Annotated in this window: 24 protein-coding genes; 11 read left to right on the top strand and 13 right to left on the bottom strand. The window is 36.5% G+C overall.

All coding sequences use genetic code 11. From position 1 onward, the window contains the following. Together LQV47_RS05325 and LQV47_RS05320 are read left to right on the top strand one after the other, a co-directional pair. Window positions 1-213 (top strand): hypothetical protein, encoded by a 213-nt coding sequence (locus LQV47_RS05325; protein WP_230034607.1) that lies wholly within the window; start codon window positions 1-3, stop codon window positions 211-213. 252 nt (window positions 214-465) lie between these two features. After that, window positions 466-663: a hypothetical protein gene (locus LQV47_RS05320; RefSeq protein WP_230034605.1), complete on the top strand. Its 198-nt coding sequence runs from the start codon at window positions 466-468 to the stop codon at window positions 661-663. A gap of 189 nt (window positions 664-852) precedes the next feature. On the opposite strand, the gene LQV47_RS05315 is transcribed toward LQV47_RS05320, so the two are convergent. The 7 genes from LQV47_RS05315 to LQV47_RS05285 all read right to left on the bottom strand — a co-directional run bounded on the left by LQV47_RS05315 (window position 853) and on the right by LQV47_RS05285 (window position 10,238). Then, the gene (locus tag LQV47_RS05315; protein WP_230034603.1) at window positions 853-1,557 is read right to left on the bottom strand and encodes a class I SAM-dependent methyltransferase; all 705 of its coding nucleotides are present in this window, start codon (window positions 1,555-1,557) and stop codon (window positions 853-855) included. A 293-nt stretch (window positions 1,558-1,850) separates the two neighbouring features. Next, entirely contained in the window at window positions 1,851-2,663 is an 813-nt protein-coding gene (locus LQV47_RS05310) for a siderophore-interacting protein (protein ID WP_230034600.1), read from the bottom strand. Between the two features lie 105 nt (window positions 2,664-2,768). Next, a complete protein-coding gene (locus LQV47_RS05305; protein ID WP_230034598.1) occupies window positions 2,769-4,979 on the bottom strand; it encodes a TonB-dependent receptor in 2,211 nt (736 codons plus the stop codon). Window positions 4,980-5,171: 192 nt separating this feature from the next. After that, window positions 5,172-6,764 (bottom strand): MFS transporter, encoded by a 1,593-nt coding sequence (locus LQV47_RS05300; RefSeq protein ID WP_230034596.1) that lies wholly within the window; start codon window positions 6,762-6,764, stop codon window positions 5,172-5,174. 86 nt (window positions 6,765-6,850) lie between these two features. Beyond that, window positions 6,851-7,969 (bottom strand): HlyD family secretion protein, encoded by a 1,119-nt coding sequence (locus LQV47_RS05295; RefSeq protein WP_230034594.1) that lies wholly within the window; start codon window positions 7,967-7,969, stop codon window positions 6,851-6,853. A gap of 23 nt (window positions 7,970-7,992) precedes the next feature. After that, the gene (locus LQV47_RS05290; RefSeq protein ID WP_230034592.1) at window positions 7,993-9,303 is read right to left on the bottom strand and encodes a TolC family protein; all 1,311 of its coding nucleotides are present in this window, start codon (window positions 9,301-9,303) and stop codon (window positions 7,993-7,995) included. Between the two features lie 89 nt (window positions 9,304-9,392). Continuing rightward, window positions 9,393-10,238, bottom strand: coding sequence for an AraC family transcriptional regulator (locus LQV47_RS05285; protein WP_230034591.1), 846 nt, complete (start codon window positions 10,236-10,238; stop codon window positions 9,393-9,395). Window positions 10,239-10,311: 73 nt separating this feature from the next. On the opposite strand from LQV47_RS05285, the gene LQV47_RS05280 reads away from it, so the two are divergent. Together LQV47_RS05280 and LQV47_RS05275 are read left to right on the top strand one after the other, a co-directional pair. Then, window positions 10,312-10,785: an Mpo1-like protein gene (locus tag LQV47_RS05280; RefSeq protein ID WP_230034589.1), complete on the top strand. Its 474-nt coding sequence runs from the start codon at window positions 10,312-10,314 to the stop codon at window positions 10,783-10,785. Window positions 10,786-10,982: 197 nt separating this feature from the next. Continuing rightward, window positions 10,983-11,855 carry a DUF4349 domain-containing protein gene (locus LQV47_RS05275; RefSeq protein ID WP_230034587.1) on the top strand — a complete coding sequence of 291 codons (873 nt, stop codon included), beginning with the start codon at window positions 10,983-10,985 and terminating at the stop codon, window positions 11,853-11,855. 76 nt (window positions 11,856-11,931) lie between these two features. Here LQV47_RS05275 and LQV47_RS05270 read toward each other — a convergent pair whose 3' ends face one another. The 5 genes from LQV47_RS05270 to dnaA form a co-directional block, all read right to left on the bottom strand. Continuing rightward, entirely contained in the window at window positions 11,932-12,309 is a 378-nt protein-coding gene (locus LQV47_RS05270) for a hypothetical protein (RefSeq protein ID WP_230034585.1), read from the bottom strand. A gap of 224 nt (window positions 12,310-12,533) precedes the next feature. Then, window positions 12,534-13,232 carry an SAM-dependent methyltransferase gene (locus LQV47_RS05265; RefSeq protein ID WP_230034583.1) on the bottom strand — a complete coding sequence of 233 codons (699 nt, stop codon included), beginning with the start codon at window positions 13,230-13,232 and terminating at the stop codon, window positions 12,534-12,536. 4 nt (window positions 13,233-13,236) lie between these two features. Further along, on the bottom strand, window positions 13,237-13,737 hold the full coding sequence (locus LQV47_RS05260) for a nuclear transport factor 2 family protein (protein ID WP_230034582.1): 501 nt from the start codon (window positions 13,735-13,737) through the stop codon (window positions 13,237-13,239). A 5-nt stretch (window positions 13,738-13,742) separates the two neighbouring features. Beyond that, complete coding sequence (locus tag LQV47_RS05255) at window positions 13,743-14,192, bottom strand: low molecular weight protein-tyrosine-phosphatase (RefSeq protein ID WP_230034580.1); 450 nt, start codon at window positions 14,190-14,192, stop codon at window positions 13,743-13,745. A 107-nt stretch (window positions 14,193-14,299) separates the two neighbouring features. Beyond that, window positions 14,300-15,754, bottom strand: coding sequence for a chromosomal replication initiator protein DnaA (gene dnaA / locus LQV47_RS05250; protein WP_230034578.1), 1,455 nt, complete (start codon window positions 15,752-15,754; stop codon window positions 14,300-14,302). A 137-nt stretch (window positions 15,755-15,891) separates the two neighbouring features. On the opposite strand from dnaA, the gene LQV47_RS05245 reads away from it, so the two are divergent. The 6 genes from LQV47_RS05245 to LQV47_RS05220 all read left to right on the top strand — a co-directional run bounded on the left by LQV47_RS05245 (window position 15,892) and on the right by LQV47_RS05220 (window position 22,379). Next, entirely contained in the window at window positions 15,892-16,299 is a 408-nt protein-coding gene (locus tag LQV47_RS05245) for a thioesterase family protein (RefSeq protein ID WP_230034569.1), read from the top strand. A gap of 352 nt (window positions 16,300-16,651) precedes the next feature. Continuing rightward, on the top strand, window positions 16,652-17,362 hold the full coding sequence (locus LQV47_RS05240) for a hypothetical protein (protein WP_230034567.1): 711 nt from the start codon (window positions 16,652-16,654) through the stop codon (window positions 17,360-17,362). A gap of 211 nt (window positions 17,363-17,573) precedes the next feature. Continuing rightward, window positions 17,574-18,422, top strand: coding sequence for a prephenate dehydratase (gene pheA, locus LQV47_RS05235; protein ID WP_230034565.1), 849 nt, complete (start codon window positions 17,574-17,576; stop codon window positions 18,420-18,422). 363 nt (window positions 18,423-18,785) lie between these two features. Continuing rightward, the gene (locus tag LQV47_RS05230) at window positions 18,786-19,493 is read left to right on the top strand and encodes a hypothetical protein (protein ID WP_230034563.1); all 708 of its coding nucleotides are present in this window, start codon (window positions 18,786-18,788) and stop codon (window positions 19,491-19,493) included. A gap of 112 nt (window positions 19,494-19,605) precedes the next feature. Then, a complete protein-coding gene (locus LQV47_RS05225; RefSeq protein ID WP_230034561.1) occupies window positions 19,606-21,843 on the top strand; it encodes a DUF2339 domain-containing protein in 2,238 nt (745 codons plus the stop codon). A gap of 104 nt (window positions 21,844-21,947) precedes the next feature. Beyond that, window positions 21,948-22,379 carry a hypothetical protein gene (locus tag LQV47_RS05220; protein WP_230034559.1) on the top strand — a complete coding sequence of 144 codons (432 nt, stop codon included), beginning with the start codon at window positions 21,948-21,950 and terminating at the stop codon, window positions 22,377-22,379. Window positions 22,380-22,426: 47 nt separating this feature from the next. Here the strand turns inward: LQV47_RS05220 and LQV47_RS05215 are convergent, their stop codons facing one another. Beyond that, on the bottom strand, window positions 22,427-23,704 hold the full coding sequence (locus tag LQV47_RS05215) for a replication-associated recombination protein A (protein WP_230034557.1): 1,278 nt from the start codon (window positions 23,702-23,704) through the stop codon (window positions 22,427-22,429). A gap of 103 nt (window positions 23,705-23,807) precedes the next feature. Here LQV47_RS05215 and yidD point away from each other — a divergent pair, with 103 nt between their 5' ends. Then, window positions 23,808-24,059 (top strand): membrane protein insertion efficiency factor YidD, encoded by a 252-nt coding sequence (yidD, locus tag LQV47_RS05210; protein ID WP_230034555.1) that lies wholly within the window; start codon window positions 23,808-23,810, stop codon window positions 24,057-24,059. The last annotated feature ends 180 nt before the right edge of the window (window positions 24,060-24,239 follow it).

The following is a 24,239-nucleotide window of genomic DNA, read 5'->3' as shown; positions in this document are numbered from 1 at the left end:
ATGGTTAGCAAAAGCGTATTAAGGAAACTCTCAGATTTCGAACTCGAAAAATATATAAAAGAAGACAACCGTTTTGTTCCGGAAGCTGTCTCAATGGCTTTTGAGATATTAGTAGAACGAGGGCGGATTTTTACGGAAGAGGAAAAATCCGCAGTTCAGGAGTTGATTCAAAGTAAAAAGAATGCAGAAGAAGCAAAGCTTACAGAAGAGTAGGAGCTTTGGAAAGACCATATCACAGAAGACCCTGCTGCTATCAAGCTGTATTCGAGAACGACCGTTTTTGTAAGCAGTGTTGTTCTGGGTACCATTCCCGGAGCTATTTTACTCTGCCTGAATTTGATAAAATTAAAAAAATATTTCCCGGCTCTCCTTACATTGATATTCGGCTTTCTTTTTTTCTTTTTGCAGGAACACGTTTTTCAATCTTATTTTGATTTCAACACCACATCACGATACAATCCGGCAATGGCAGTTATAGCCGCCGGAACATTAAGCCTGATTGGTATCTGGGTCGCAAGTATTCCCAAAAAGATGCCTTACAGAGCCAAATCTTATGTTTTCCCTGTCATTTTATGCATTGGAACGGCTGCTCTGATGTCCTGTTATTATCAGGATTGGTTTTCTATTTCCCCGCTGCTTAGGGTTATCCGTTTATTCAGATAAAATATACATACGTTTTAGAAGCTGATTCCCGCTATCCACTTTTACTCCTCGCGCCTAAGCTGAACAGGCCAAATCTGGCTGCGGGGTAACCGTTTCTATCGGGGCTAAAAAATTATTCCGTAAGATCCAGTCTTACGGAATAACAATATATATGAACATCGACAAAATTACTTTGTAGGCCGATGATTGCTATTTCTTAGTCAGTTTTGCCAGATAAGAATCCTCATCCTTCAATATTTTTTCTATGAGAAAACCATTATTCTCCGCTGCATTTTTCAGGGTATCGAAATCCAGGTACAGCCATGTGATAGGTTCTTCAGATTCACCTTTATAATGCACTACATAGTCTAATTCCCCATAATATCCGCCGGCAGGAATATACACTCCACCGTCTTTATCCCGGTCAAACATATAGAGAATATCAGTGCTGTCGATCAGGATCTGTCCATTATCATTTAATAAAGCATGTAATTTTTGAAGATAAGGATCTATTTTAGAAAGACTTTCAAAAACCCCGGTGCCATTCATCAATAATAAAACAGTATCGAAAGTTTCTCCTGAAAAATCAAGGATATTTTCACAAACAGCATTTTTGATCCCTCTCAGTTTACAAACCTCAACAGATTTTGGTGAAATATCCAGTGCCATCACCTCAAGGCCTTTTTTATTTTGAAGATACAAAGCATGAGAACCGGCCCCTGCCCCTATATCCAAAACTTTTCCTTCGGATAGCTTCATTGCCTTCTGCTCAATATTATTCATTTCTTCAAAATCTCTGAATAAGTAATTTACTGGAAGTTCATCCAGTTCAGAAATTGATGTTTCAGTCTGCAGATCTTCAGGATTGTCATTGTGATAATAATCCCAGATCGCTCTGCCCATTAAATCTTTCATAGTGCAAAGATACAAGTTAAAAATGGAGAATTAAAAGTTGAAAATTGAAAATCTACCGTCCCAATCTCAGTAATACAACATCTACAACATCGTCAATCAAAGTTTTACTTCGGTCTTTCGATGATAAAGATGAGTAGAATAATTAATACTTTAGGTTTTGGCTAAAGCCGGATGACGTTTGATGGATATGGTAAGCGGACTAAAGTCCGCTTCTATTGAATTTTATATTGAATTTCAATACTAATTCTCCTGTAAAAAGTATAATCTTCTCTTCACCACCTATGACCTATCAACTATTCCATCGAATTCTTCTCCCGATGTCTGTCCGCCTGGGACTCATTTTCAGCAACTCCTGCTTTCCAGTAAGAATAGGCATACAGTTCCTGGGAAGTCCAGTTTTTATCTTTTCTCAGATAAGTACGGATTTCTTTAACACTTGAAAACTCACAGGCCACATATCCAAACTTCCGGGTTTCGGGAATGTCAATATTTTTTACTGCTTCCGGCATCTTACTACCAGCTTGAGGCTGTGCATTATGAAGCCACTTAAAATCAATATCAGCTTGAGTTGCTAAGATCTGTTCATCTTCTTTTCCATGAACTTCAATGATACAGATTCCTTTTACAGTTGGAGGCAGGGTTTCTAAAATAGCACTTAAAACAGGAATTGCCGTAGCATCTCCCGCCAGCAAATACCAATCAGCTTCAGGATACAACTCCTTTCCATCCAGACGCATCATGACTCCCAGTTTTGAGCCTGCTTCCGCATTCCTCACCCATTTCGAGGCGGGTCCACCGTCTCCATGATCTACAAAATCAATGATCAGCTCATTTTTCTCAAGATCAATTCCTCTGTGCGTATACGTCCTGATAGCCGGGGCAACTTCCTTAGCAGGATATACCCACTGCTGATTTTCATCCAAAATTGGAAAATGAATTTCGTTTAAACCAGCTGGAGGAACTGCTATTTTATTGTTATCTCCTACTACCGTATTTTTGAACAAATGAACTTCAGGTGAATAGAAATAAACTCTGATAAAATGGTCAGTGATGTATTCTTTTCTCGTCACTTCGGCAACAATCTGCCCTGTTGAAATTTTCACCATAACTGAATTTTTTTTTAAAATTAATATCCGGTTTCCAACTAATGTCAGAAACCGGATGTCTAAGAAAATATCATTCAGATCAAGGCTGTATACCCTAATCTATTTTTAAAAATCAAATGTATAAGACAGATTGAATGTTCTTCCTCTTCCTTTGTAATTAAACAGTTCCGGAAGCCCGTAAGAAGAATATAAAACCTGAGAACGCTTGCTCCAAATCGTCTGATAATCTGTATTAAACAGGTTCTGGATTCCTAAGTTGAATTTACCCCAGTTGAATCTGTATCCAATCATTAAATCGGAGGTATTATATCCTTCCACTACATTATTAAGCTCATCTTTCTGTTTGAAATTCTGCAGCGACTGGAATCTGAACGACCAGTCTTTAATATTGTACCCGATATAAGTTACTAATTTTGATGGTGAAGCATTATAGATCTCCTGTTTTTGCCATTCTCCTTTATTGTCTACCTCAGATTTAATCAAAAGTCCGCTGGCTCCGAAGTAAACGCCATTGCTTAAGGCATAGGAAACCTCAGCTTCGATTCCCATATTCCTTAATTTCAAATCATTCACCAGGATCTGAAACGTCTTTTTATCTACTGCAACACTCTTATCAGAATTACTTAAAAATCCTGCAATCTGTGCTCTTAAACCACCTTTATTGACACGGTATCCCACTTCAAACTGGTTGGTTTTGATCGCCTGTAATGGCTGGTCTTTCACATTGATACTTGATACCACATCCCAGTTCGTTCCATTCAGTTTATAAGTACCGATTCCATAAAACTTCGCTGGATCTGCCAAACTTGCCCCCTGGGAAAATGTTCCCCAAACCTGGTGCTGTTCATTGAATTTATACAGTAATCCGGCATTCGCAAGGGTTACATTGTAAGAACTCTCCCCTCCGGGAATGGCAGATGCTGATGCTCCGTATCCCATTGCTACTTGAGTCTGCTGCTCAGAGCCCACAAAATCATCCATTTTTACAGTGATGTTCTGATAACGGACTCCTGCATTAACCTGTAACTTGGGAAGGATATTATACTTTGCCTGAACATATCCTGCATAACTCTGAGAATGGTTGGTAGGATATCTTCCTAACCTGTATTTTGTTTCATTAATCAATCCACCGCTTGACATTGTTTTAGCCATATCATAAACCGACTGGTTTCCTTCAAACTTTTCAAAATCTATGTCTGCTCCATAAGTAATATTCAGCCCTCTCCATGATTTTGATAATAAAGCTTTTATCCCGGAATAATAAGTATCCTGCTGTGAAGAGGACATGTAGGCTATTTTTCCGCTCTGCAGCGTCACATTTCCGGGGAAAGGATAAAATCCTAATTTCTCACCACGGGTAGCAAACTGTACATATAAGTCCTGTCCGCCAAGAATTCCGTTTCCGGTATAGGCTACCGTTCCCATATAACGTTCTGTTCCTACATTTTTATCGGAAGAAAACCCGTCTCTCATTTCCAGCAAAGAAGCATTTTTTGTAGTGAAAGCACTTAAATTTTCACCTAAAAAAAGACTTCGGTCTCCATTAAACTTGGAGTTATAATACTGAAGGGAAGCTGTTATTTTATGTTTATTGTTAAACTGATATCCTCCTGTAGCCAGAATATCTACAGACTGGTTGTACTGAAGGTCAGTTTGGGTAATATCGGTAAAAAGCTGATTCTGATCTGCACCATACACTCCGCCATTTTGCTGGTAAGCAATTCCCAATCTTCCGAAGAACTTCTCTCCTTTTCCTGCAATAGACTGTGCAGCACGGAAGTCATGATCATCTTTCCCCATAAATCCTGTGCGTGCTCCCAGTTCAGTTTCTCCACTGATTCCTTTTTTGGAAGGTGTTTTTGTAATAATATTGATGATACCACCGGTTGCATTACCTCCATAAATAGAGCTGGCTCCGGAAAGTACTTCTATTCTTTCAATATTAAAGGGGTCAATGGCATCCAGCTGACGGCTGATGGCACGGATACTGTTTAATGAAACTCCGTCAATCATTACCAGCGCAGAACGTCCTCTCATATTCTGTCCATAATTGGTTCTTCCCTGTGGACCTATATCCATACCTGGAATTAGGATCGAAAGCATTTCTTTAATAGGAACTCCGCTTTTGGCCTGTTCCTGAATTTTTTCTTTCTGAACTACCCAGACTGTTCCGGGAATTTCAGAGATTTTCGTCGGTTTTCTGGAGGCTACGATCACTACATCGTCAATACCTTTAGAGGCTATAGAATCCTTAGCGGTCTGGGAAAATAGTAATCCCGAAGCCAACAGACCTATGAATGCGTACTGCTTTTTCATTCTTTCTACTCGAAGTTTTATAATCCCACAAAGATAATTTTTATTACTTCTAAATAAAAATAACTAAAGCTGAAATTATTCATGATTTTAAAAACCAAAGAGCATAGAATTCATTTATAAAGTTCATGAAAAACGTAAAATCCCAGCCTGCAAAAGGTCCGGGATTTTACTCGTGAAAAACAAGGTTATTTTTTATACCGCAGGTCCGGCTGCGTCTTTTATTTCTTCTAATAATTTTTTCCGTTCATGAAGTCTTCTTCTAGCAATAACGGACTTTCCACCAATCACTCTTACAAATCTCAGGTATTGGAAACGTTTTGCTCCAAAATGATGGGTGATTACATACAACAGTACTCCGAATCCCACCATAATGATATACCCGAATATCTTCTTGGTGGCGATAATAATAGCATTCAGCTGGATAGCCTTCATATTGGCAGCAACATTCTGAGGAGTAACCGTCATACCATCCATATAAACGGCAAGATCTCCTACTGCTGTAATCTGAAACCGGTATTGAAACCAGGAATACAGGGTTGAGAAAATACCTACTGCAAGAAAAGTTCGCCATACCAACACAAGTCCTATTGCTGCAAGCATTTCATCCATTTCAAGTTTATCTAAAGTATAAAACCATACTGAAATAAACAGTGAACACATTCCATAGCCTTTTAGGAACATCGGCAGATACCAATGATCATAACTAAATTCCAATACCATCGAAAAATACATAATGATTGCATATCCTATCATCCCGGCAAAACCTGAAAATATATACATCTTCAGTGGTTTTTCTTTTTTAAACCAGAATACGGCAATAGCCCCGGCTAATATAATTCCGGGAATCATAAGTAAACTAAGCCCGGCATTAGTCACCTGATCATATCCCAAAACTCCAACGGCAAAAGTAGTCTGAAGAGAGGCTGTTCCTAAAAACATTCCCAGCCAAAACAACATAAACAAACCATGCTGCACGTTATTTTTTGTAAATATTTTAAATGAAAGGTAAGGTCGCTTTAAGGTTAACTGACGGATACTAAGCAATGCAAAGCTTATAAAAGCTGCAATACTAGCATTAATAATATGTTTTGAGTTCAGCCAATCCTGTTGTCTTCCAAAAGCATACACATATGCCGAAAACATAAAAGTGGATATAAACAGCAGTATACTTAACCAGTCGATGTAGTGCAAAGGGACTTTCAGCGCAAAATATTTATTATGCATAAAGATCCAGTGAATAAGTGCCAACGCAAAACATAAAACTGAAATAAAGATGTAAAACTGCTGCCAGTTATACAGAAGGGCAAATTTGGCAGCATAATAGGCTGCTACCTGATTCATTACCAAAACAAATGTATAGAACAGCCCATAGAACATTCCCCGATTACCAATCATCATCATGAGTGGCAGGAACAATTCTATAGTGACCATCATTTTCATAAATCCAATCAGAAGAGAGGTAGATACAAAAATCATTGGCTCTAAAGTGGTGGCATTCACATAGCTCAACAGCCCTAAAAGCACAAGCAGCAATACCATTTTATCTCGTACTTTGAATCTCATTTTCATTCTGAGAACAACCGGCATACATGCTCCCATCCCAATGGTAGTGGCATAATTGGCCCACATGAAATATTCTGTTAACGCTCCGGTACCGCTCACCAAATGGCTGATATTCCCAGTATAGACCCCGCCAAGCGGCATTACCACTGCAAGCAGTAATACAATCAGCAGCAGCTGTACGGGTTTAGGTACCCAGTCGTTATATAATCCTTTGTTGTACATGTTTTTTTTAGATAATAGATATCAGATAACAGCATTCATCTTCAGTTTCCAGAACATTAAGTCTGAAATCTGACATCTGAAATCTTTTAGTCTTCATTAATATTCACATTCATGTTCATTCCTGCACTTAGTTTATCCATATCTTCTTTTTTATTGGAAGCTGTAAATTCTATTCTTACAGGAATTCTTTGCTGCACTTTAATGAAGTTTCCGGTAGAGTTATCGGTAGGTACGCTTGAATATCTTGATCCGGTGGCCGCAGACACTGCTGTCACCACTCCTTCAAACTTTTTACCCCCCAAAGCATCTGCCGACATTGTTATTTTTTCACCGATTTTAATAGTAGGCATCTGACTTTCAAGGAAGTTAGCAGTAACCCACTTCTGACCATTCAAAACAATGGTAGCCACCTGCTGCCCCGGCTGAATCAGCTGGCCTTCGGAAATCGTTCTTCTTCCCATTACCCCATCATAAGGAGCCGTGATTACCGTATATGAAAGGTTAATTTTTGCCATGTCCAACGCAGATTTCGTTCTTTTGATTTCTGCATCATTAATCCCAAGTCTGCTTTTCACTTCCGTTGTAGATAGATTTGCTGACTGCTTCTGATTAACCAACGTTTCATAAGCTGCTTTCTGAGCATCATATTCTGTTTTTACCTGGTCATATTGTTGTCTTGTCACCGCTTCAGCTGACAAAAGATTTTTATACCGGTTTAAGTTTTGTTCGGCATTCCAAAGTCGGGCTTTAGCACCGGCAATATTGGATTCCATTACGTTGATGTTGTTGGAAACTGTATTTACAGAAGAGCCTGTAGCTGTTTTCTGAGCTATTGCATTCTGATAAGCAGCTTCAGCCTGTCCCAATTGTGTCAGGATTTCACGATTGTCAAGAACCACCAGGGTATCTCCTTTTTTTACCTTTTGGTGTTCGATAAACTTAATGTCTTTGATATAGGCAGAAACCCTTGTATTGATTGGATTAATAAACTCTTCAACCTGAGCGGCTTCTGTATAGGTTTTATTTCCTATATGGAAATATTCACGGATTAACCAGAACAGCCCGAAACCAATCAACATAAAAACGATGATGTTGGAAATGATTGCTCTGATTTTATTTCTTTTATTTTGCTTCTTTTTACCTTCCCCGCTTGGTTTTGCAGGAGTTTGAGGTGTATTTTGAGTCGTTTGTTCCTTGTTTTCCATTGTGGTGTTTTCAGTTTTAAAAATTAAAGAGTTCCTGTAGATTTCAAAAGGTTATAATACTGATACAAAACATTGATCTCCGCATTGGCATAATCAAGTTCTGACTGCAGTTTCTGGTTCTGGGCATCAATCATTTCTGCCTGTACGGCCAATTGGTTCAGATACTTGGCTTCCGTAATCTTATAGTTCTCTTCCGCCAGTCTTTTTGAATCGTTCAGAATATCCGCCTGCTGAATTGCCTCCTGGTATTTTGTATAGGCAGCATTCACTCCCATATCGATGTTCTGCTCTGTCAGTGTTATGGCATCATTAGCCTGGTTCTTTTGTAGCTCACCTAATTTTACCTTTTCTTTTGTTTTATACAGTGTATCTATATTGTAGCTAAGGGAAACCCCCGTCTGCCACCCTCCTGAATACATATCCAAAACAGGGTTTCTTGTGGTAATTGGCCTCTGCAAAGTATAGCCACCAAATCCAGCTATAGTAGGCATATTATCGGTCTTTATAATTTCGATATTCTTATCTGCTATATCTCTGTTTTTCTGTGCTGATTTCATCAAAGGGTTACTATCGTGAGCCAGGCTCATATAATAATCCATCCCGATTCCTGACTCTTTATTTTCAATACTTTCAGTAGGAACAATCTCTGTGTCGGATGATAAACCTAATGCGATATTTAAATTATAGTTAAGGATTTTTTTATTGTTTGAAAGGGTTAAAATCCCCTGATCCAGGTTTTTAATAGCCAATTCACCACGAATCACCTCATTTCGTGTCACCATGCCCTGTTGATAGAACTTCTGGATATTTTTAAGACGTTCCTGAGCCAGCTTTTTGTTGTTTTGAAATACTTCTTCCTGATTCAACGTTTTGTATATATCCAGATAATTTGAAATCACTAAAAATTTCACATCCTGTTTATTCTTCTCCAGATCCAATTCAGAAAGCTGTTCCCGGAGACCTGCCATTTCAATAGACTTACTCACCAATCCTCCTTTGAAAATCAGCTGTGTTGCCTGTACCGCATATGAACTTCCGTAATGGGGCATAGGAATAGTGGTGGAATTTGAAAAATCTTTGTCAATAGCTACCGCATTTCCCAAGTAGAACTGGCTTGTAGAAGCCGTAATGGTGGGTAATTTCTGAAGTTTTACAACATTAGTGTTCTGTTTGGCGATGTCAATATTCTGAGCAGAAACTTTTAACTGCTGGTGGTTTCGAACTGCCAGTTCGGCAACCTCATCGGCAGTCATCTGTTTAATCTGTTGAGAAAAAAACAGCGCAGGAAAAGCTGCTATCAAAAGAGATAGTGCTGTTTTTATTTTCTTTGTCATTTTACCTTGTTTTACGAATACAAAGTTAGGGCAATAACAAAATCAATCAAATGTTTGATTCTTGGAAAAAGATGTTCAAATGTAGGATTTTAGTTTTCAAACTGATGCCTATATTGTTTAGGGCTTACCTCAAGATGTTTTTTAAAAAAGTGCGAAAAAGAGTATTGATCGCTAAATCCGAGGATAGAAGAAACCTCTGAAACCGGTTTATTGGAAGAGTTTAAAAGCACTTTTGCTTCATTGATGACAATAGCAGCAATGATTTGGCTTGCAGATTTCCCTGTAACGGACTTCACCACCGAAGAAAGATGTCTGGTTGTAATGGATTGCCGTTCTGCATAAAACTCTACGCTCCTTTCTGTAAGGTGGTACTCTGCAAGATCGGTAAGAAATACAAAAACAATCTCTTCCTGCCTGGACATCTGATTCATAGAGTTGTTATCTTCTTTGGAGATAATTCCCGCCATCTGGTAACAGAAAACAGAAAAAAGATGCTCCACCATTTCTTTTTTGTACAGCATCTCGGTTTCAGAATCCAAAATATACTTTAGGAAATTGACACTTTTCCATACTACCTCCATTTCGTTTTCCGGAAAAGGCACTCCTTTGTTCATCTGCTGCCTGAAATAACGGTAAGTAATCAGGCGGTTAAACTTCAATGACAAAGTAGAAATAAATTCTCTTTTATAGGAAACCATCCGGGACTGGAAATCCTCACTCACCGCTACTACTTCATAAATCGTTTGTGGATCGGTCACCATAAACATATTGGATGAAAGTTCCAGGTCATTGAAATGCTGCCTAAGCTTTAGGGTTCCGGATTTAATAAAAATAAATGCTGGATTTTCAGGACGGAATGGTTTATCAACAGCAATTCTCTCAAAGATATTGCGTTGGGTAAAAATTTCAACTCCGAATTTTTCTAGGGCAGACATATCACAAATTTAAGCAAACTTATTACCGATTACAAAATTTTATTATTTTAGCGTTTACCAAATTCACTATACTATGAGAAAGGTTGATTTATTATTTGCAGAATATAGCAAGAGCCATAGAAACGCAACCAACAAATTGATACACTGGATCTGTGTACCTTTGATTTTCTGGGCTCTTCTGGGCTTCATTTCCCTTATTCCATCGCCTCATTTCTGCTTCTCTTACTTTGGATGCATCAGTATTGTAAGTATGATTACTGTTTTATTGGTTACCTTTTTCTATCTACGGCTCTCCCTTCTGATCAGTATCATCATGGTTTTCATGATGCTGGTAACAGAACACTTTATCTATCTTACCAATGTTCATTTCGGAAAACAATCATGGATCATCTATCTTACCATATTCATTATTACCTGGATCTTCCAGTTTATCGGACATAAAATTGAAGGTAAAAAGCCTTCCTTTTTAAAAGATTTACAATTTTTACTGGTAGGGCCTATCTGGCTGCTGAGTTTCATCCTTAAAAAAACAGGAATCCGGTATTAATCTTCCAAAACGTACACTAAAACCCGGATAACTTCTATTCTCCTTCCAAAGTTCCGTAAAAGTATTATTTATTAAAATAATTCCAGCCCTTTACAACCTTTACAACAATTAAGTCATCTTTTATAGTATATAGAGAGTATTGCCTTTGAAATAAGTATTTCAAGCATGCTTTTTGATACCATCTTAATAAACTAATTATGAGAACTCTGTTTTTACCCTTATTTTTTCTTGTCTTTATGAACTGCAGCAAGTCAAATGCTGACAAGCAGGCTGTGAATGCTGATTTAATGGAAGTTATTTCTGAAGATAAGATTGTTTCTGATGTCGCAATACCTCCACCACCTGCTCCTGCTGAAATTTCAAAAGCATCTGCAGTAACCTCTACCAGCATTCCAAAAAAAACAGATACTATTTCAAGGAAAGTGATCAAAAACGGAGATATGAGAATCCAGGTTGGCGATATTAAAAAAGCACAATCTCAAATCAATGATATTCTAAAAAAGAATAATGCTTATATTCAGAAAGAGCAGTTCCAGAATACAGATACTGATGATCATCTGAACCTTACCATTCGTGTTCCTCATAAAAGTTTTGATGAACTTGTTAATTCTTTTTCAAATGGAGTGGGTTCTGTTCTTTCCAAAAATATTTCATCCAATGACGTTACTGAAGAATACACTGACATTACCATAAAACTGGCCAATAAGAAAATATATCTTGAAAAATACCGCGACATGCTTAAAAGTGCTGCCACTACAAAAGACATGCTGGAAATCCAGGAAAATATCCGGGAACTGGAAGATGAAATTGATGTAGCGGAAGGAAGGCTTCGTTTTATTGGCGACCGGGTTAATTACAGTACGTTGGAAGTAATTTTATATAAAGAAAAAGTAAGAAGTTCAGCGACCTCCAACATAGGATTTGGGAGCAGATTTGTAGATTCCCTGGCAGAAGGCTGGAATAGTTTTGTAAATTTCTTCCTGGGAATTATTTCTTTTTGGCCGTTTTTGCTTCTTATTCCAGTAGTCATCTTCTTATGGAAAAAATGGAAGTCAGGAAAAACAAAATAATAAAAATACGTTTTTTACAAAATAAAATTCCAGGTATCAGCTATAATACCTGGAATTTTATTGCATTTTCAATGATTTAAGCATTATAAAAATCTTTAACAGTTTCAAGCACCTGTTCCTCTGACATCTTCTGTGCTGTATCTAATGTTATCTTAAGGTTTTTAAATTGGGCCGTATCATGGAGATACTTCTTAAGCTCTTCCTGAATGGTTCCCGGGCCTGTAATATAAACTTCCTGGGAATTGATCAGGAGATGCTCTATTTCTTTAAAAAATTTTACTCTGTTAGTACGTTCTGCATTATTTCCTGCATTTTCACTTGAATTCCCATGCTGTATTTCTGCTTTTACAGGGCTGCATAGGAAAAACTTGAACGCATTCTGAGCATCATGGTTTTTTACAACAATTGCCTTTTCTGTATCTATCCACAGCCCGGCTAATTTCTTGTCTGACATAATTTTATTTTTTGGTGTTATGAGCTACATCCAACAAGAATGGTGCAAAGAGGATGTTAATAGCTGTTAAATATTCTTCATGAGGCTGTGAAGTGATTTTGCAGACTTATATTTATTTTACTATTCTCTCGTTGAAAGGCTCAGTATAATATAACCAAGTAATTTCTAAGGCTAAATAAAATTAACTGTAGAGATGGCTTCACCTTGCAATGGTGGGTGAAAAACTATTTACCCAGCACAAATACAGCAGGAATTTTGTGGAGTTCCGGCTTTTGTTTTTGCCAGTCTTTTATTGTTTTTGTTTTTATAAATTCATGTTCAGGATCGTTGATATTGGCAGCAATGCACAACTTTGTGCTGGATGGCAAGAATTTCGTCAGATCTTCAAAAAGCTGATTGTTCCGGTAGGGTGTTTCCATAAAGATCTGTGAATACCCCGTTTTCTGCACCAAACTTTCCAGGTGCATAATCTGTTTCTTCTTCTCTCCTTTATCAATAGGAAGGTAACCGTGGAACGTAAATTCCTGTCCATTGAATCCACTTGAAATCAATGCAAGGATAATGGATGATGGTCCGGAAATAGGAATTATTCTGATATTCTTCTCATGACACCATTTTACAATCAGGTTGCCCGGATCAGCAATGCAAGGCAGTCCAGCCTCTGAAAGCAGTCCAAAGTCCTGTCCTTTTAGCATCAGATCCTGTGCTTCTTTAATATCAGCCCCTTCTGTGTATTTATCTAATAAAAACAGCTTCAGATCGGCCTGTTTCTTTTCCGGAGCAAAGAATTTAATAACCTTTCTTGCTGTTTTTTCGTTTTCTACAAAGAAATAGTCCGTCTGCATGATATAATCCTTTAAAACAGGCGAAAAATGGTTAATAGAGGTATTTTCTGATAAATAAGCTGGGAGTAAAAAAAGCATTGTATTATTTTTTTGTTCTTTCGTTGAGTGAGGGTTGTAGGAAGTATTTGGTAAGCTCCATAGAAAAGGTAACGGAAGTAATTTTCCAGACACCATTGATTTTCATGAGTGTCCAGATCTCTTTTCCCCAGTTTTCCATTTTGCCGTCATACCAAAAGCTGTAATCAAAATTGGCAGATGCTATGGCTCCGTCTTCAATAATCTTAATATTATCAAATTTTTCTTCAGATTTGTCATCCGAAAAACTCTTGATAAAGGTCTTATAATCATCGGCAAAGTAAGCTTCGGCTATGGGGCTTTTTTCCAGACGTTTTGCCTGGCTTCTTTCTTTATAAATCCCTGTCCAGAGTACCGGTTCCTGGAATAAAGACAGGTATTTAACCTCATCCCTTGTTTTGATGCACGTCATAAAGTCATCCATCAGTTTACGGATTTCGGTTTCATTTTTCGTCTGGGCAAAAGAGAAACTGAAGCTCAAAAGACATAACAGCAGCAGTTTTTTCATGACTATTATTTTAGTATTTGTTCTATGATAGCATTACAACCTTTTTCCAACAGCTGAAAAACATCTTCAAAATCTTTCATATCCCCCCAATAAGGGTCCGGAACTTCTGCATTTTTATGATCTCCAACGGTTTCTAAAAACAGGGCTACTTTCCGGCGTTCGGTTGCGTTTTCAGCTTTCGAGACCACATCGGCATATACATCGATATCCATACAGTACATCTTATCAAAGGTCTCAAAATCAGCCCTGGTAACAGGTCTTGATCTTTGCCTAGAAATATCTATTCCGTGGTTGGCAGCTGTTTGTATTGCTCTTTTATCGGGATGCTCGCCTTCATGCATAGAAATGGTTCCTGCTGAATCTATAACAAAGTTTTCAGGAACTTTTGTTTTCATAATCCCCTCTGCTAAAGGGCTTCTGCATATATTTCCCAAACAAACCATTAATATTTTCATCCTGAAAAAAAAATTAAGTATTAGATCCCTTTATTTTAGCAAAACTAAATAAAAAATGAAGAATAAACCTATTCTTCATTTTTATTATTTTAATCAATGATTATTTTCTACTGTTTGATTCTTTCTGTAAGGTCTTTTACATACTTCTTCACTTCTTTATCTATTTTGGATACATCTTTAATCGTATCACAAGCGTACATTACCGTTGAATGATCTTTTCCGCCCATTTCCTCACCAATTTTACTAAATGTAGAGTTAGTGAATTCTTTTGAGAAATACATGGCCAATTGTCTTGGAAGGGCAATTTCTCTTTTTCTTGTTTTGGATAAAAGCTGTTCTTTCTTGATTCCAAAATAGTCACATACCACTTCCTGAATATAAGGAATATTAATGATCTTCTTCTGGTTGGCAGCAATCCTGTTGATGGTTTCTTTTAACAGCTCTAAGCTTAGATCTGTTTTATAGATCGTAGAATAAGCAATTACAGAGTTGATAATACCAATAAGCTCTCTTACATTTGTTTTCGCTTCCGAAGCAAGGAACTCAAGCATATCGTCAGGAAGGACAATTCCGTCTCTGCTCAGTTTATTCTCAATAATTCTTTTACGTGTTGTTAAATCCGGGGATTTAATTTCTGCAGAAAGCCCCCATTTGAAACGGGAAACAATCCTGTCCTGAATATCCATAATATCTGCAGGAGCTTTATCAGAAGTAAGGATAATCTGTTTTCCGTTTTGATGCAAGTGATCAAAAATATGGAAGAAGCTGTCCTGAGTTGCTGATTTTCCTGATAAGAACTGAATGTCATCTATGATCAATACATCTACCATTTGGTAGAAGTTTGCAAATTCTGTTTGCTTATGTGCTTTAGCAGCAGAAATAAACTGCTGAATAAATTTTTCTGAGGATAAGTACAGCACCACTTTGTCCGGAAACTGGCTTTTTACTTCAAGACCTACAGCCTGTCCCAAGTGGGTTTTTCCAACACCATAACCTCCATATAGGAATAATGGATTGAAAGCGGTTGCTCCCGGTCTCTTTGCAATTGATCTGGCTACTGTAGCGGCAAATTTATTACTTTCTCCTTCCACATAATTATCGAAAGAAAAATCTGCCTTAAGATTAGAGTCAATATTTACTTTCTTAATTCCGGGAACTACAAAAGGGTTTACAATATTGGAAGAAAATCCCTGAGGCATAGTTTCCTGTACTTTTGGGGTAGGAACACTTTTCCCTTTCATATTCATGGTAACAGGTTTTTCCAGTCCGCTTGGTCTGTTTTCCATAACCGAATACCATAATTTCACTCCTTTTCCGATATTTTTTTTCAGGGCTGCAGAAAGAAGGGATAAGTAGTTGTCTTCTATATATTCTTTGTAGAAATCACTGGGAACAATTAATGTAAGGTTGTTGTCAGCAAGGGTCAGTGGCTGTACTTTATCAAATAACAGGTCGAAAGATTTTTCAAGCTTTTTCAAATCAGAATCATCCTCAGCTGCGTTTAAGTTATCACGCATAAACTGAAGACACCTCTGCCATATCATCATTAAATTTTCGTCCATATTTGGGCCCCGATTAATTGTTTTGTTAGTATTGTTTTTAGAAGGATGACAAAGGTCCAATATTTTCTTTTTAAAAAAAAATATTGCAGGTATTGATTATTTAAAAATATATTTGTATGTATAATTTACCATTAAAAATGATACACACAACACACTCAATACGAGTACGTTACGGAGAAACGGATCCTATGAAATATGTCTACTATGGGAACTACGCAGAGTATTTCGAAATAGGGAGAGTGGAGCTCTTCCGAAGCATAGGAATTTCATACGATGAAATTGAAAACCAAGGAATTTGGTTACCTGTCTCAGACTACAAAATTAAATATATTCGTCCGGCTTTATATGATCAAAAACTAGAAATCCATACCTACATTAAAAAAATTCCGGGCGTAAGGATTGAATTTGAGTACGAAATTTACAATGAAGAAGATATTAAAATTACTGAAGCTTCCACTACTCTGTTCTTTTTAGATGCTAAAACCAATAAGATCATAAAGTGTCCTGATTTTTTAATGAAGTTTATTGAAGCCAACTGGAAATAGGCTGTAGGTAAAAGATACAGTAATTAATTTTCAAGGAAACTGCAAAGAGCTTATTTTCGGGAATTAAAAATATTACTAAAATATAAGGAAACAGAAACTAAAAATAAGCATTACTCTTCTTTTCTATAACAGATACCTGAAAATTTCACCATGTAAAATATTAATATTTTACATGGTGAAATTTTCTTTTAGCTTCTAAAGAAAACGCAACTATTTATTCTTTTAAAAAATATAAATATATTATTGAAAATCAGATAAAAATTCCTTAAAAGCAAGTAAGTTAAAACGAAATAATAATTCAAAAACTTGTGAATAATTGTTATATTTTTATTGTAATTTAAAAATATATCAAATGAAAACAAAAACTTTCCAATTAATTTGCATTTTTATTGTTATATTTCAATATGCACAGATCGGAATCCTTACAAAGGATCCCAAAGCAGCCCTAGATGTTAATGGGAATACCGTCATAAGGCAAGTTCCTCAAACAAACACCTTGCCTGGATATCAATTTTTACTCATGAATCAAAGCAATTCAGAAGTATCCCAAATAAGTCCGGGCAACATAAATTTTTCAGATACGTTAAATCCATCAGTGTATGCAGCAAAAAAAGCTTCAGGTATCAGTCTGCTAAGTTTGGGAATTTTTCCGTCGGGATTTAGATCCGTAAATTTTACAACAACTGAAAAAACAACAGGAAATCCCACTTTATTCTCTGATGCAGAAAGCGCTTATACTGCTCCATCCAATGGAGTATATCTTATAGGCTATACCTTTCGTTATGGTACCGGATTACAGGCATCACTATTAGCCGACACCCCGGGTATCGGAATAGTACTAACAAGAGCAAACACAGCGACTATACTAGACAGCCGTGTTTTCAGTGGCATCAATTTGTCGATATTACTTAGCGTAACCATTTCAGAATCTACGATAAATTCACTGTATACTTTGCAGGCTGGTGATAAAATTTCTTTTGGGCTTATAGGTTCCGGTTTATTAGATGTAGGACTATTAGGATCCAGTACATCATCTTTTTATATTTACAAAGTGTCTAATTAATGTAAGGGAGAAATTTTAGCAATTCCACCCCCTGTTTTTTTTAAGATGTTAAGATCATAAAGCGTCCTTTTTCAGGGTATAGATGGCAAAAAACAGCTTCTATTCCATGATTACAAATTTAATATTATAATCAGTCCTTCATTTTAGCTCTTTTATATCTGAATTAATTTGCACCTTTGCAGTTCAGTTTAAACAAAACCTTATATAATTTATGAAGATTGCATTTTTGGGACCTCATGCCAGTTTCACACAGCTTGCGGCTGCCCAGCTTTTTCCGGAAGATGAAATTTTACCTCAGGCCAGCATTTTGGATTGTTTTAATGCAGTGGAAAGCGGTGAAGCTGTAAAAGCAGTCGTTCCATTGGAAAACTCCATAGAAGGAACAGTTTCAATGACACTGGACTATTTATATAAGACACCGTCTATTAAAATAGAAGCAGAAGCGGTAATGCCTATTGCTCATCATCTGATGATTCATCCCGGGAATACCATAGAGGATATAGAAAAAATATACTCTCATCCGCAAGCTTTAGCACAGAGTTTCCATTTTCTGGATACTCATTATAAAGGAATCACCAAACAGGATTTTTCCTCTACTGCTGCTGCTGCAAAATATGTTTCAGAAAATAAAGACCTTAAGATTGCTGCAGTTGCCAATCAGTTTGCTGCCAATTTATATGGTTTGAAAATAATCAACCGTAATATCCAGGATTTTGAACAGAATCATACCCGGTTTATTATTATTTCCAAACAACAGAACCAGTACCAGAGTGATCGTCTTGAAATTTTAGGTGAAAAGTCAGGTATGCTTATTACTCTTCCGGAAGATCATGCCGGAGGATTGCATCAGGTTTTATCGGTTTTTGCATGGAGAAAGATGAACCTTAGTAAAATTGAATCCAGAACTTTAAAAACAGGATTGGGTAATTATTTCTTCTTTATCAATGTGGTAGGTAAATGGGAAGAAATCCTTCATGGGAACGCACTTAGAGAACTTGAATCTATTCATGCAGAAGTGGATTTTCTGGGGAATTACAAAGAATTTCTATTAGAAAGCTAACATTATAATTTTCAGCACAAAAAAGCACGAAACACTGTCATTATGGCAGTGTTTTCTGTTGTGAAATATACTGAAAACCACTGATAATCAAAAAGATATAAATACCAATCCTCAGCTTTAAAAGCAGTGTTAAAAAAAATACAATTCAAAACATCAAGATATATTATATTTTTTATTAAATTTGATACAGTAAAATTTAAGGAATCAAAAACCGTAACCAAATTATGGAATATACTAAGACATGATATAATTATATGTTTAATATATTATCAAATAATTAATATTAAACTTATATAATCATCAACCCAAAGCAAATTACTGCTTTTACCCAAAAAAGAAGAAACTAATTAAAAAAATTCGATCATGAAAACTAAAATTTACAGCTTATTACTAGCGTGTTCTACTTTACCCCTATTTTCCCAGGTTGGTATAAACACATCAGCTCCCACAGCAACATTAGATGTCAATGGAAATGCGAAAGTACGTATTACTCCCGCAGCGCCTTCATTAACAGGATATCAGGTCCTGGGTCTTAACACGACAACTTCGGAGATGGCCAGCATAGACCCTCAGCTTCTCTACGCCGGAGCCAACACCAACTCTTCTCTTTATGCTGCAAAGAAAACTGCAGGAATCAGCCTTTTGAGCTTAGGATTATTTCCATCAGGATTCAGAGCAGTCAACTTCCTGGCGGCAGAAAGAACCATTGGATCAGCAGCATTGTTCAGTGATACAGACAACACCTTTACAATTCCATCAACGGGTGTTTATGCTATAGGATTTGCTTTCCGTTATGGAACAGGACTCCAAGCTTCTATATTAGCAAACAATCCCGGAATTGGTATTGTAAGAACAAGAGCCGGAGTATCCACTACTATTGACAGCCGTGCATTTAGCGGAGCCAATCTTATCCTGCTAAGTCTGACCATTTCTGAAAGCTCTCTTAACTCAGTGTATTCATTCCAGGCAGGAGATAAAGTTTCGTTTGGCCTTGTAGGATCAACAGCTTTAGATGTAGGATTATTAGGATCCAGCGTCGCTTCATTCTATATCTACAAGGTATCGAATTAATAAAAAAACATATTGTTAGTTATTTATATAGTTAATCCATCACATGAATTGTGGTGGATTAATTTTTGCAGGTGATTTCAAACATTTAGCTATATTTGATAAAAACTATGAAATGAATGAATATCTCTTTGCTATATTAATTATTATCATTGCAGTTATTTTCAACAACCTGAATACTAAAATCAGAAAACTTGAAAAAGAGGTATCGGATCTTAATTCCAAAATTAACCCGTTATCAAATCATTCTCAGCCTGTTCAGGAAGAAATTTCTTCTGAAAAAAGCAATTCTCCGCAGCAAATTCAGCCCCATGAAATTTATAACACAGAAAGCCCGGTTACTATAATCCGTGAGGATCCACGTGCTACTCAAAAAGACTGGTTTAGCCCGGTTTTTGAATTTTTAAAACAAAATGCACTCACCATTGTAGGTATTTTCACCCTTGTCCTGGGAATCGGTTATTTTGTAAAGTATGCTATTGATAAAAACTGGATTGGAGAAACAGCACGTGCCGGCATAGGGCTTTGTACAGGTATTGTCATTATCCTTACCGGACATTTTCTACGAAAAAATTACGCTACTTTTGCCTCGATTATCACTGGAGGAGGGATTGCTGTTCTGTACTTTACCGACACGATTGCCTTTCGGGAATACCATCTTTTCACTCAGAATACAGCGTTTATTATCACTATTTTGATTACAGCAGGTTCTATTGCACTCTCCTATTATTACAAAAGTGAGGTACTGATTATCTTTTCGTTATTAGGCGGGTTTTCAGCTCCTTTGATGATCAGTAGCGGCCAGAGCAATTATACTTTCCTTTTTATTTATATAAGTCTTTTAAATATAGGAATGCTTGTTACCGCTTTCCTTCAGCACTGGAAAAGTGTGGGCTGGACAGCCTTTATTTTTACCAGCCTTTATTTGTTTTCCTGGACCACAGAAAAGCCGGAGCTTTTAAGTATTGTATTTTATAGTATCAGCTATATTATCTTTTATATTTTTGCCCTTCAAGACTATATCAAAAAGAGCACTCTGTCAACTTCAGGAATTTTAATGCTTGCGTTAACTAATTTCTTCAGTGTTATAGGGCTTATTTATATTTTTAATGAATTAAAATATGAACCTGTTATCATTTTTCCTATAGCATTTGCCATTCTTAATGCACTGCTTTTATTCAGGGAATATGGAAGAAAAAATTCAGGTATTTCCTATTCTGTTTTTGCAGGAATAACGGTAAGCTTAATTACCATAGCCATCGCTCTTCAGTTTGAAGCGCACCTGATTACCAGTGTATGGGCTATAGAAGCAAGTCTTCTTCTTTTTATCTGGAAAAAAACAGGGCACAAAATTTTCAAAAACTGTTTTTACATCTTATTTCCTCTTGTTATTATTGCCCAGATCATCACATGGACAGAATATTTCAATGCAAAAAATCTGAATATTATATTTAATCCTGTATTTTTAACCAGCCTCGTAACCATTGCTACAAGCATTATCAATCTATTTTTATTAAAAGAAACACAGGAAAAACAACCACGAAACAGCAATGTCCCTGAAGAGCTCATAACCATTATTAGCTTTGGTGCCATCTATACTGCTTTATTGTCTGAAATGATCTACCATCTTTCCGGAATGCCCTGGGAAGCCATCATCAATGCAGCGTTATTATTCAGTATGTATTACGTTTTTACCTTATTGCTTTTCAGAAAAAAACTGAATACCCAAAATAACCTTCAGACACTATTTATTTATTTTTTCCTTTTTTTACTGATCATCACCTCGTCTGCCTCCACTCTATCGGTGGTTACTGCAATACTGTCAAAAAAACTTCAGACCGGATTTTATTTCATTCATCTGTTGCAATGGATTCCCTTTATTTATATAGGTATCAGTATAATTCCATCATCAAACTTTAACAGGACAAAGATCTCTTACTGGATTTTTGCGCTGGCACTGATCATTGCCGTTAGCTGTGGCCTTCATCACTCCTATCTGCTTGTTAACGCCAAGGATATGCTACACTCTTATGAGGTAACAGAGCATTTCAATATTTTATATTTACCCATAATATGGACCATTTTAGCCAGTATTTTCATCTATGCAGGGTTAAAAAAGAATATTCAGGAATATAGTAAAATAGGTTTTGCCCTTATTGGCATTATGGTGCTGAAGCTGTATGGCTATGATGTATGGCAGATGGACAATATCTCCAGGGTGATTGCATTTATTATCCTTGGAATAATCTTATTATTAAGCTCATTTACCTTTCAGCGTCTTAAAAACATGATCGTGAAAATAGTGGATAACAAAGATAAAAATGCTAATGAAACAGATTCGCCATCTGAATAAACTTCATTATCGGTAAACAAAATTTAAAACATCTTGAAATTACATCCACATTTCACAAAAAAGAACTATATTTATCACGTTTTTAACAGTTACATATTCTGATTATGAAAAAAATACTCTACTCTTTTTTACTTCTTTCATCTGCAATGTTATTTGCACAGAAAAACACATCTGCAAAGTTTGCAATTGCACATGATATCATCGGGACAGTAGATATGTTTAATGCGAACAAAAGCATTATTCAAAGCTCAAAAGTGTATAATACTCCAGCCAGCCTACCTCAAAATCTGAAAAAATACAGCTTTATTTCAGAAAATGGTATTACAGAATACAAAATTAAAAGTAACTATGGGCTAGACAGAATTTCATTAGCTTCTCTGAATAAGCAAAATAATCTTCCGGAGACGAATCATGTATTTATTGAAGGCTATGAATTCTCAGATACCAATACTCTGGTATACGGAGATATTCTTGGAAGATCAGAAGTAAAAGACTATAACGGCCAGAAAACATTGTATATTTATACCAGCCGTTAATTTAAATGATATTAAAAAGGATACTGTGCTACAGTATCCTTTTTATTTTAATATTTATTATTCCATTTTTTCTTAAGCTCTTCATAGATCTTCTTTTCTGTAGAGTTATTTCCGGGCTCATAAAGTTTTATATCTTTTATTTCTTCCGGAAGAAAATTCTGTTCTACAAAATTTCCTTCATAAGAATGGGCATATTTATATTCTTTGCCATAATCCATATCTTTCATCAGCTTTGTTGGAGCATTTCTCAAATGAAGGGGTACAGGCAGGTTCCCGGTTCGTTTTACCAATGCCAGCGCTTCATTAATGGCCATGTATGCAGAATTACTCTTAGGGGAGACCGCAAGATAAACTGCAGCTTCACTTAATATGATCCTTGCTTCAGGATTTCCGATAACATTGACCGCCTGAAAACAGTTATTGGCAACAACCAGAGCATTAGGATTGGCCAAGCCTATATCTTCCGCAGCCAGAATAAGCATTCGCCTTGCAATAAATTTAATATCTTCACCTCCCGCAATCATTCTGGCCAGCCAATACACCGCTCCGTTAGGGTCACTTCCACGCATGGATTTGATAAAAGCTGAAATAATATCATAATGCTGCTCACCATTCTTATCATACAAAGCCATTGTTTCCTGAAGAATCTCAAGTACATTGGCATTATTTATTTCTTTAATTGCTGAGTTTTTATATTGATTCAAAACCAGTTCTACAGAATTGATCAGTTTTCTGGCGTCTCCACCCGAATATTGTATTAAAGCTTCGTTTTCTATAATTTTAAAATCCGTTTTCTCATCTTTGTTATACCGGTCAGAGGCTGTATCAATAAGCTCTTCCAGCTTTTCATAACTTAAAGCTTTAAGAACATATACCTGACTTCTCGAAAGCAAAGCTGAGACTACTTCAAAACTTGGGTTTTCTGTGGTGGCCCCTATTAAAACAATCCAGCCTTTTTCTACTGCATGCAGTAATGAATCCTGTTGGGATTTATTGAAACGGTGAATTTCATCAATAAATAAAATAGGTGATTTTCCGGAAAACAAATTCTGCTTTTTGGCATCATCAATCACATCACGCACATCCTTTACTCCCGATGAAACTGCAGATAACTTATAAAACTTTCTCCCTGACTTCTCAGAAATAATTTCCGCCAGTGTGGTTTTCCCTGTCCCCGGAGGTCCCCAAAAGATCAGAGAATTCAGGGTATTATTTTCAATCATCTTCCTGATCGTCCCCTTTTCTCCGGTAAGATGCTCCTGTCCCAGAACTTCATCCAGGTTTTGGGGTCTTAATTTTTCAGCTAATGGAATATTTTGATTCAAGGTAAATTTATTTTTTTAAGATCAATACTTCAGATTTCAGATCCCTGAAACTTCTAACAAAATTAAACTAATTTTAAATTTTTTACCCTATTTTTGCATTGTTTTGAAACTTACATTCAATAAAATCATTACATTTCCTTTGGTAATTTTGATAAAATTTTACCAGTGGTTTATCTCGCCATTACTTCCCAAAAACTGCCGTTATGAGCCTACATGCTCTCATTATATGTTGGAAGCTCTTCAGGTTCACGGTATTTTTAAAGGATTCTGGCTGGGGTTCAAAAGAATTTTAAGTTGTCATCCCTGGGGAGGAAGCGGATATGATCCTGTTCCCCACAAATATAAAAATCAGTAAACAAACTATTAAATCAATAGAAATGAATAATATTTTTTTCAGACTTTACCTCGTAATGCTTGCATTCGTCACACAATTTCTTTTTGCACAGCAATATCCGGGAGGTTTATCTGACGGAACTTTAGAAATAAACGGAAACAATGTTCCTGTAAAAATCTATTCTACAACGGAAGCTGGCGA

This window comes from Chryseobacterium sp. Bi04 (assembly GCF_918698085.1).
Lineage (GTDB): Bacteria > Bacteroidota > Bacteroidia > Flavobacteriales > Weeksellaceae > Chryseobacterium.
The sequence above is the reverse complement of the archived record's forward strand: the minus strand, read 5'-3'. Positions and strand labels throughout refer to the sequence as shown.

Coding starts and splice junctions, on each gene's coding strand:
- LQV47_RS05325 (WP_230034607.1), top strand. CDS start 1: ATGGTTAGCAAAAGCGTATTAAGGAAACTCTCAGATTTCGAACTCGAA.
- LQV47_RS05320 (WP_230034605.1), top strand. CDS start 466: ATGGCAGTTATAGCCGCCGGAACATTAAGCCTGATTGGTATCTGGGTC.
- LQV47_RS05315 (WP_230034603.1), bottom strand. CDS start 1,557: ATGAAAGATTTAATGGGCAGAGCGATCTGGGATTATTATCACAATGAC.
- LQV47_RS05310 (WP_230034600.1), bottom strand. CDS start 2,663: ATGGTGAAAATTTCAACAGGGCAGATTGTTGCCGAAGTGACGAGAAAA.
- LQV47_RS05305 (WP_230034598.1), bottom strand. CDS start 4,979: ATGAAAAAGCAGTACGCATTCATAGGTCTGTTGGCTTCGGGATTACTA.
- LQV47_RS05300 (WP_230034596.1), bottom strand. CDS start 6,764: ATGTACAACAAAGGATTATATAACGACTGGGTACCTAAACCCGTACAG.
- LQV47_RS05295 (WP_230034594.1), bottom strand. CDS start 7,969: ATGGAAAACAAGGAACAAACGACTCAAAATACACCTCAAACTCCTGCA.
- LQV47_RS05290 (WP_230034592.1), bottom strand. CDS start 9,303: ATGACAAAGAAAATAAAAACAGCACTATCTCTTTTGATAGCAGCTTTT.
- LQV47_RS05285 (WP_230034591.1), bottom strand. CDS start 10,238: ATGTCTGCCCTAGAAAAATTCGGAGTTGAAATTTTTACCCAACGCAAT.
- LQV47_RS05280 (WP_230034589.1), top strand. CDS start 10,312: ATGAGAAAGGTTGATTTATTATTTGCAGAATATAGCAAGAGCCATAGA.
- LQV47_RS05275 (WP_230034587.1), top strand. CDS start 10,983: ATGAGAACTCTGTTTTTACCCTTATTTTTTCTTGTCTTTATGAACTGC.
- LQV47_RS05270 (WP_230034585.1), bottom strand. CDS start 12,309: ATGTCAGACAAGAAATTAGCCGGGCTGTGGATAGATACAGAAAAGGCA.
- LQV47_RS05265 (WP_230034583.1), bottom strand. CDS start 13,232: ATGCTTTTTTTACTCCCAGCTTATTTATCAGAAAATACCTCTATTAAC.
- LQV47_RS05260 (WP_230034582.1), bottom strand. CDS start 13,737: ATGAAAAAACTGCTGCTGTTATGTCTTTTGAGCTTCAGTTTCTCTTTT.
- LQV47_RS05255 (WP_230034580.1), bottom strand. CDS start 14,192: ATGAAAATATTAATGGTTTGTTTGGGAAATATATGCAGAAGCCCTTTA.
- dnaA (WP_230034578.1), bottom strand. CDS start 15,754: ATGGACGAAAATTTAATGATGATATGGCAGAGGTGTCTTCAGTTTATG.
- LQV47_RS05245 (WP_230034569.1), top strand. CDS start 15,892: ATGATACACACAACACACTCAATACGAGTACGTTACGGAGAAACGGAT.
- LQV47_RS05240 (WP_230034567.1), top strand. CDS start 16,652: ATGAAAACAAAAACTTTCCAATTAATTTGCATTTTTATTGTTATATTT.
- pheA (WP_230034565.1), top strand. CDS start 17,574: ATGAAGATTGCATTTTTGGGACCTCATGCCAGTTTCACACAGCTTGCG.
- LQV47_RS05230 (WP_230034563.1), top strand. CDS start 18,786: ATGAAAACTAAAATTTACAGCTTATTACTAGCGTGTTCTACTTTACCC.
- LQV47_RS05225 (WP_230034561.1), top strand. CDS start 19,606: ATGAATGAATATCTCTTTGCTATATTAATTATTATCATTGCAGTTATT.
- LQV47_RS05220 (WP_230034559.1), top strand. CDS start 21,948: ATGAAAAAAATACTCTACTCTTTTTTACTTCTTTCATCTGCAATGTTA.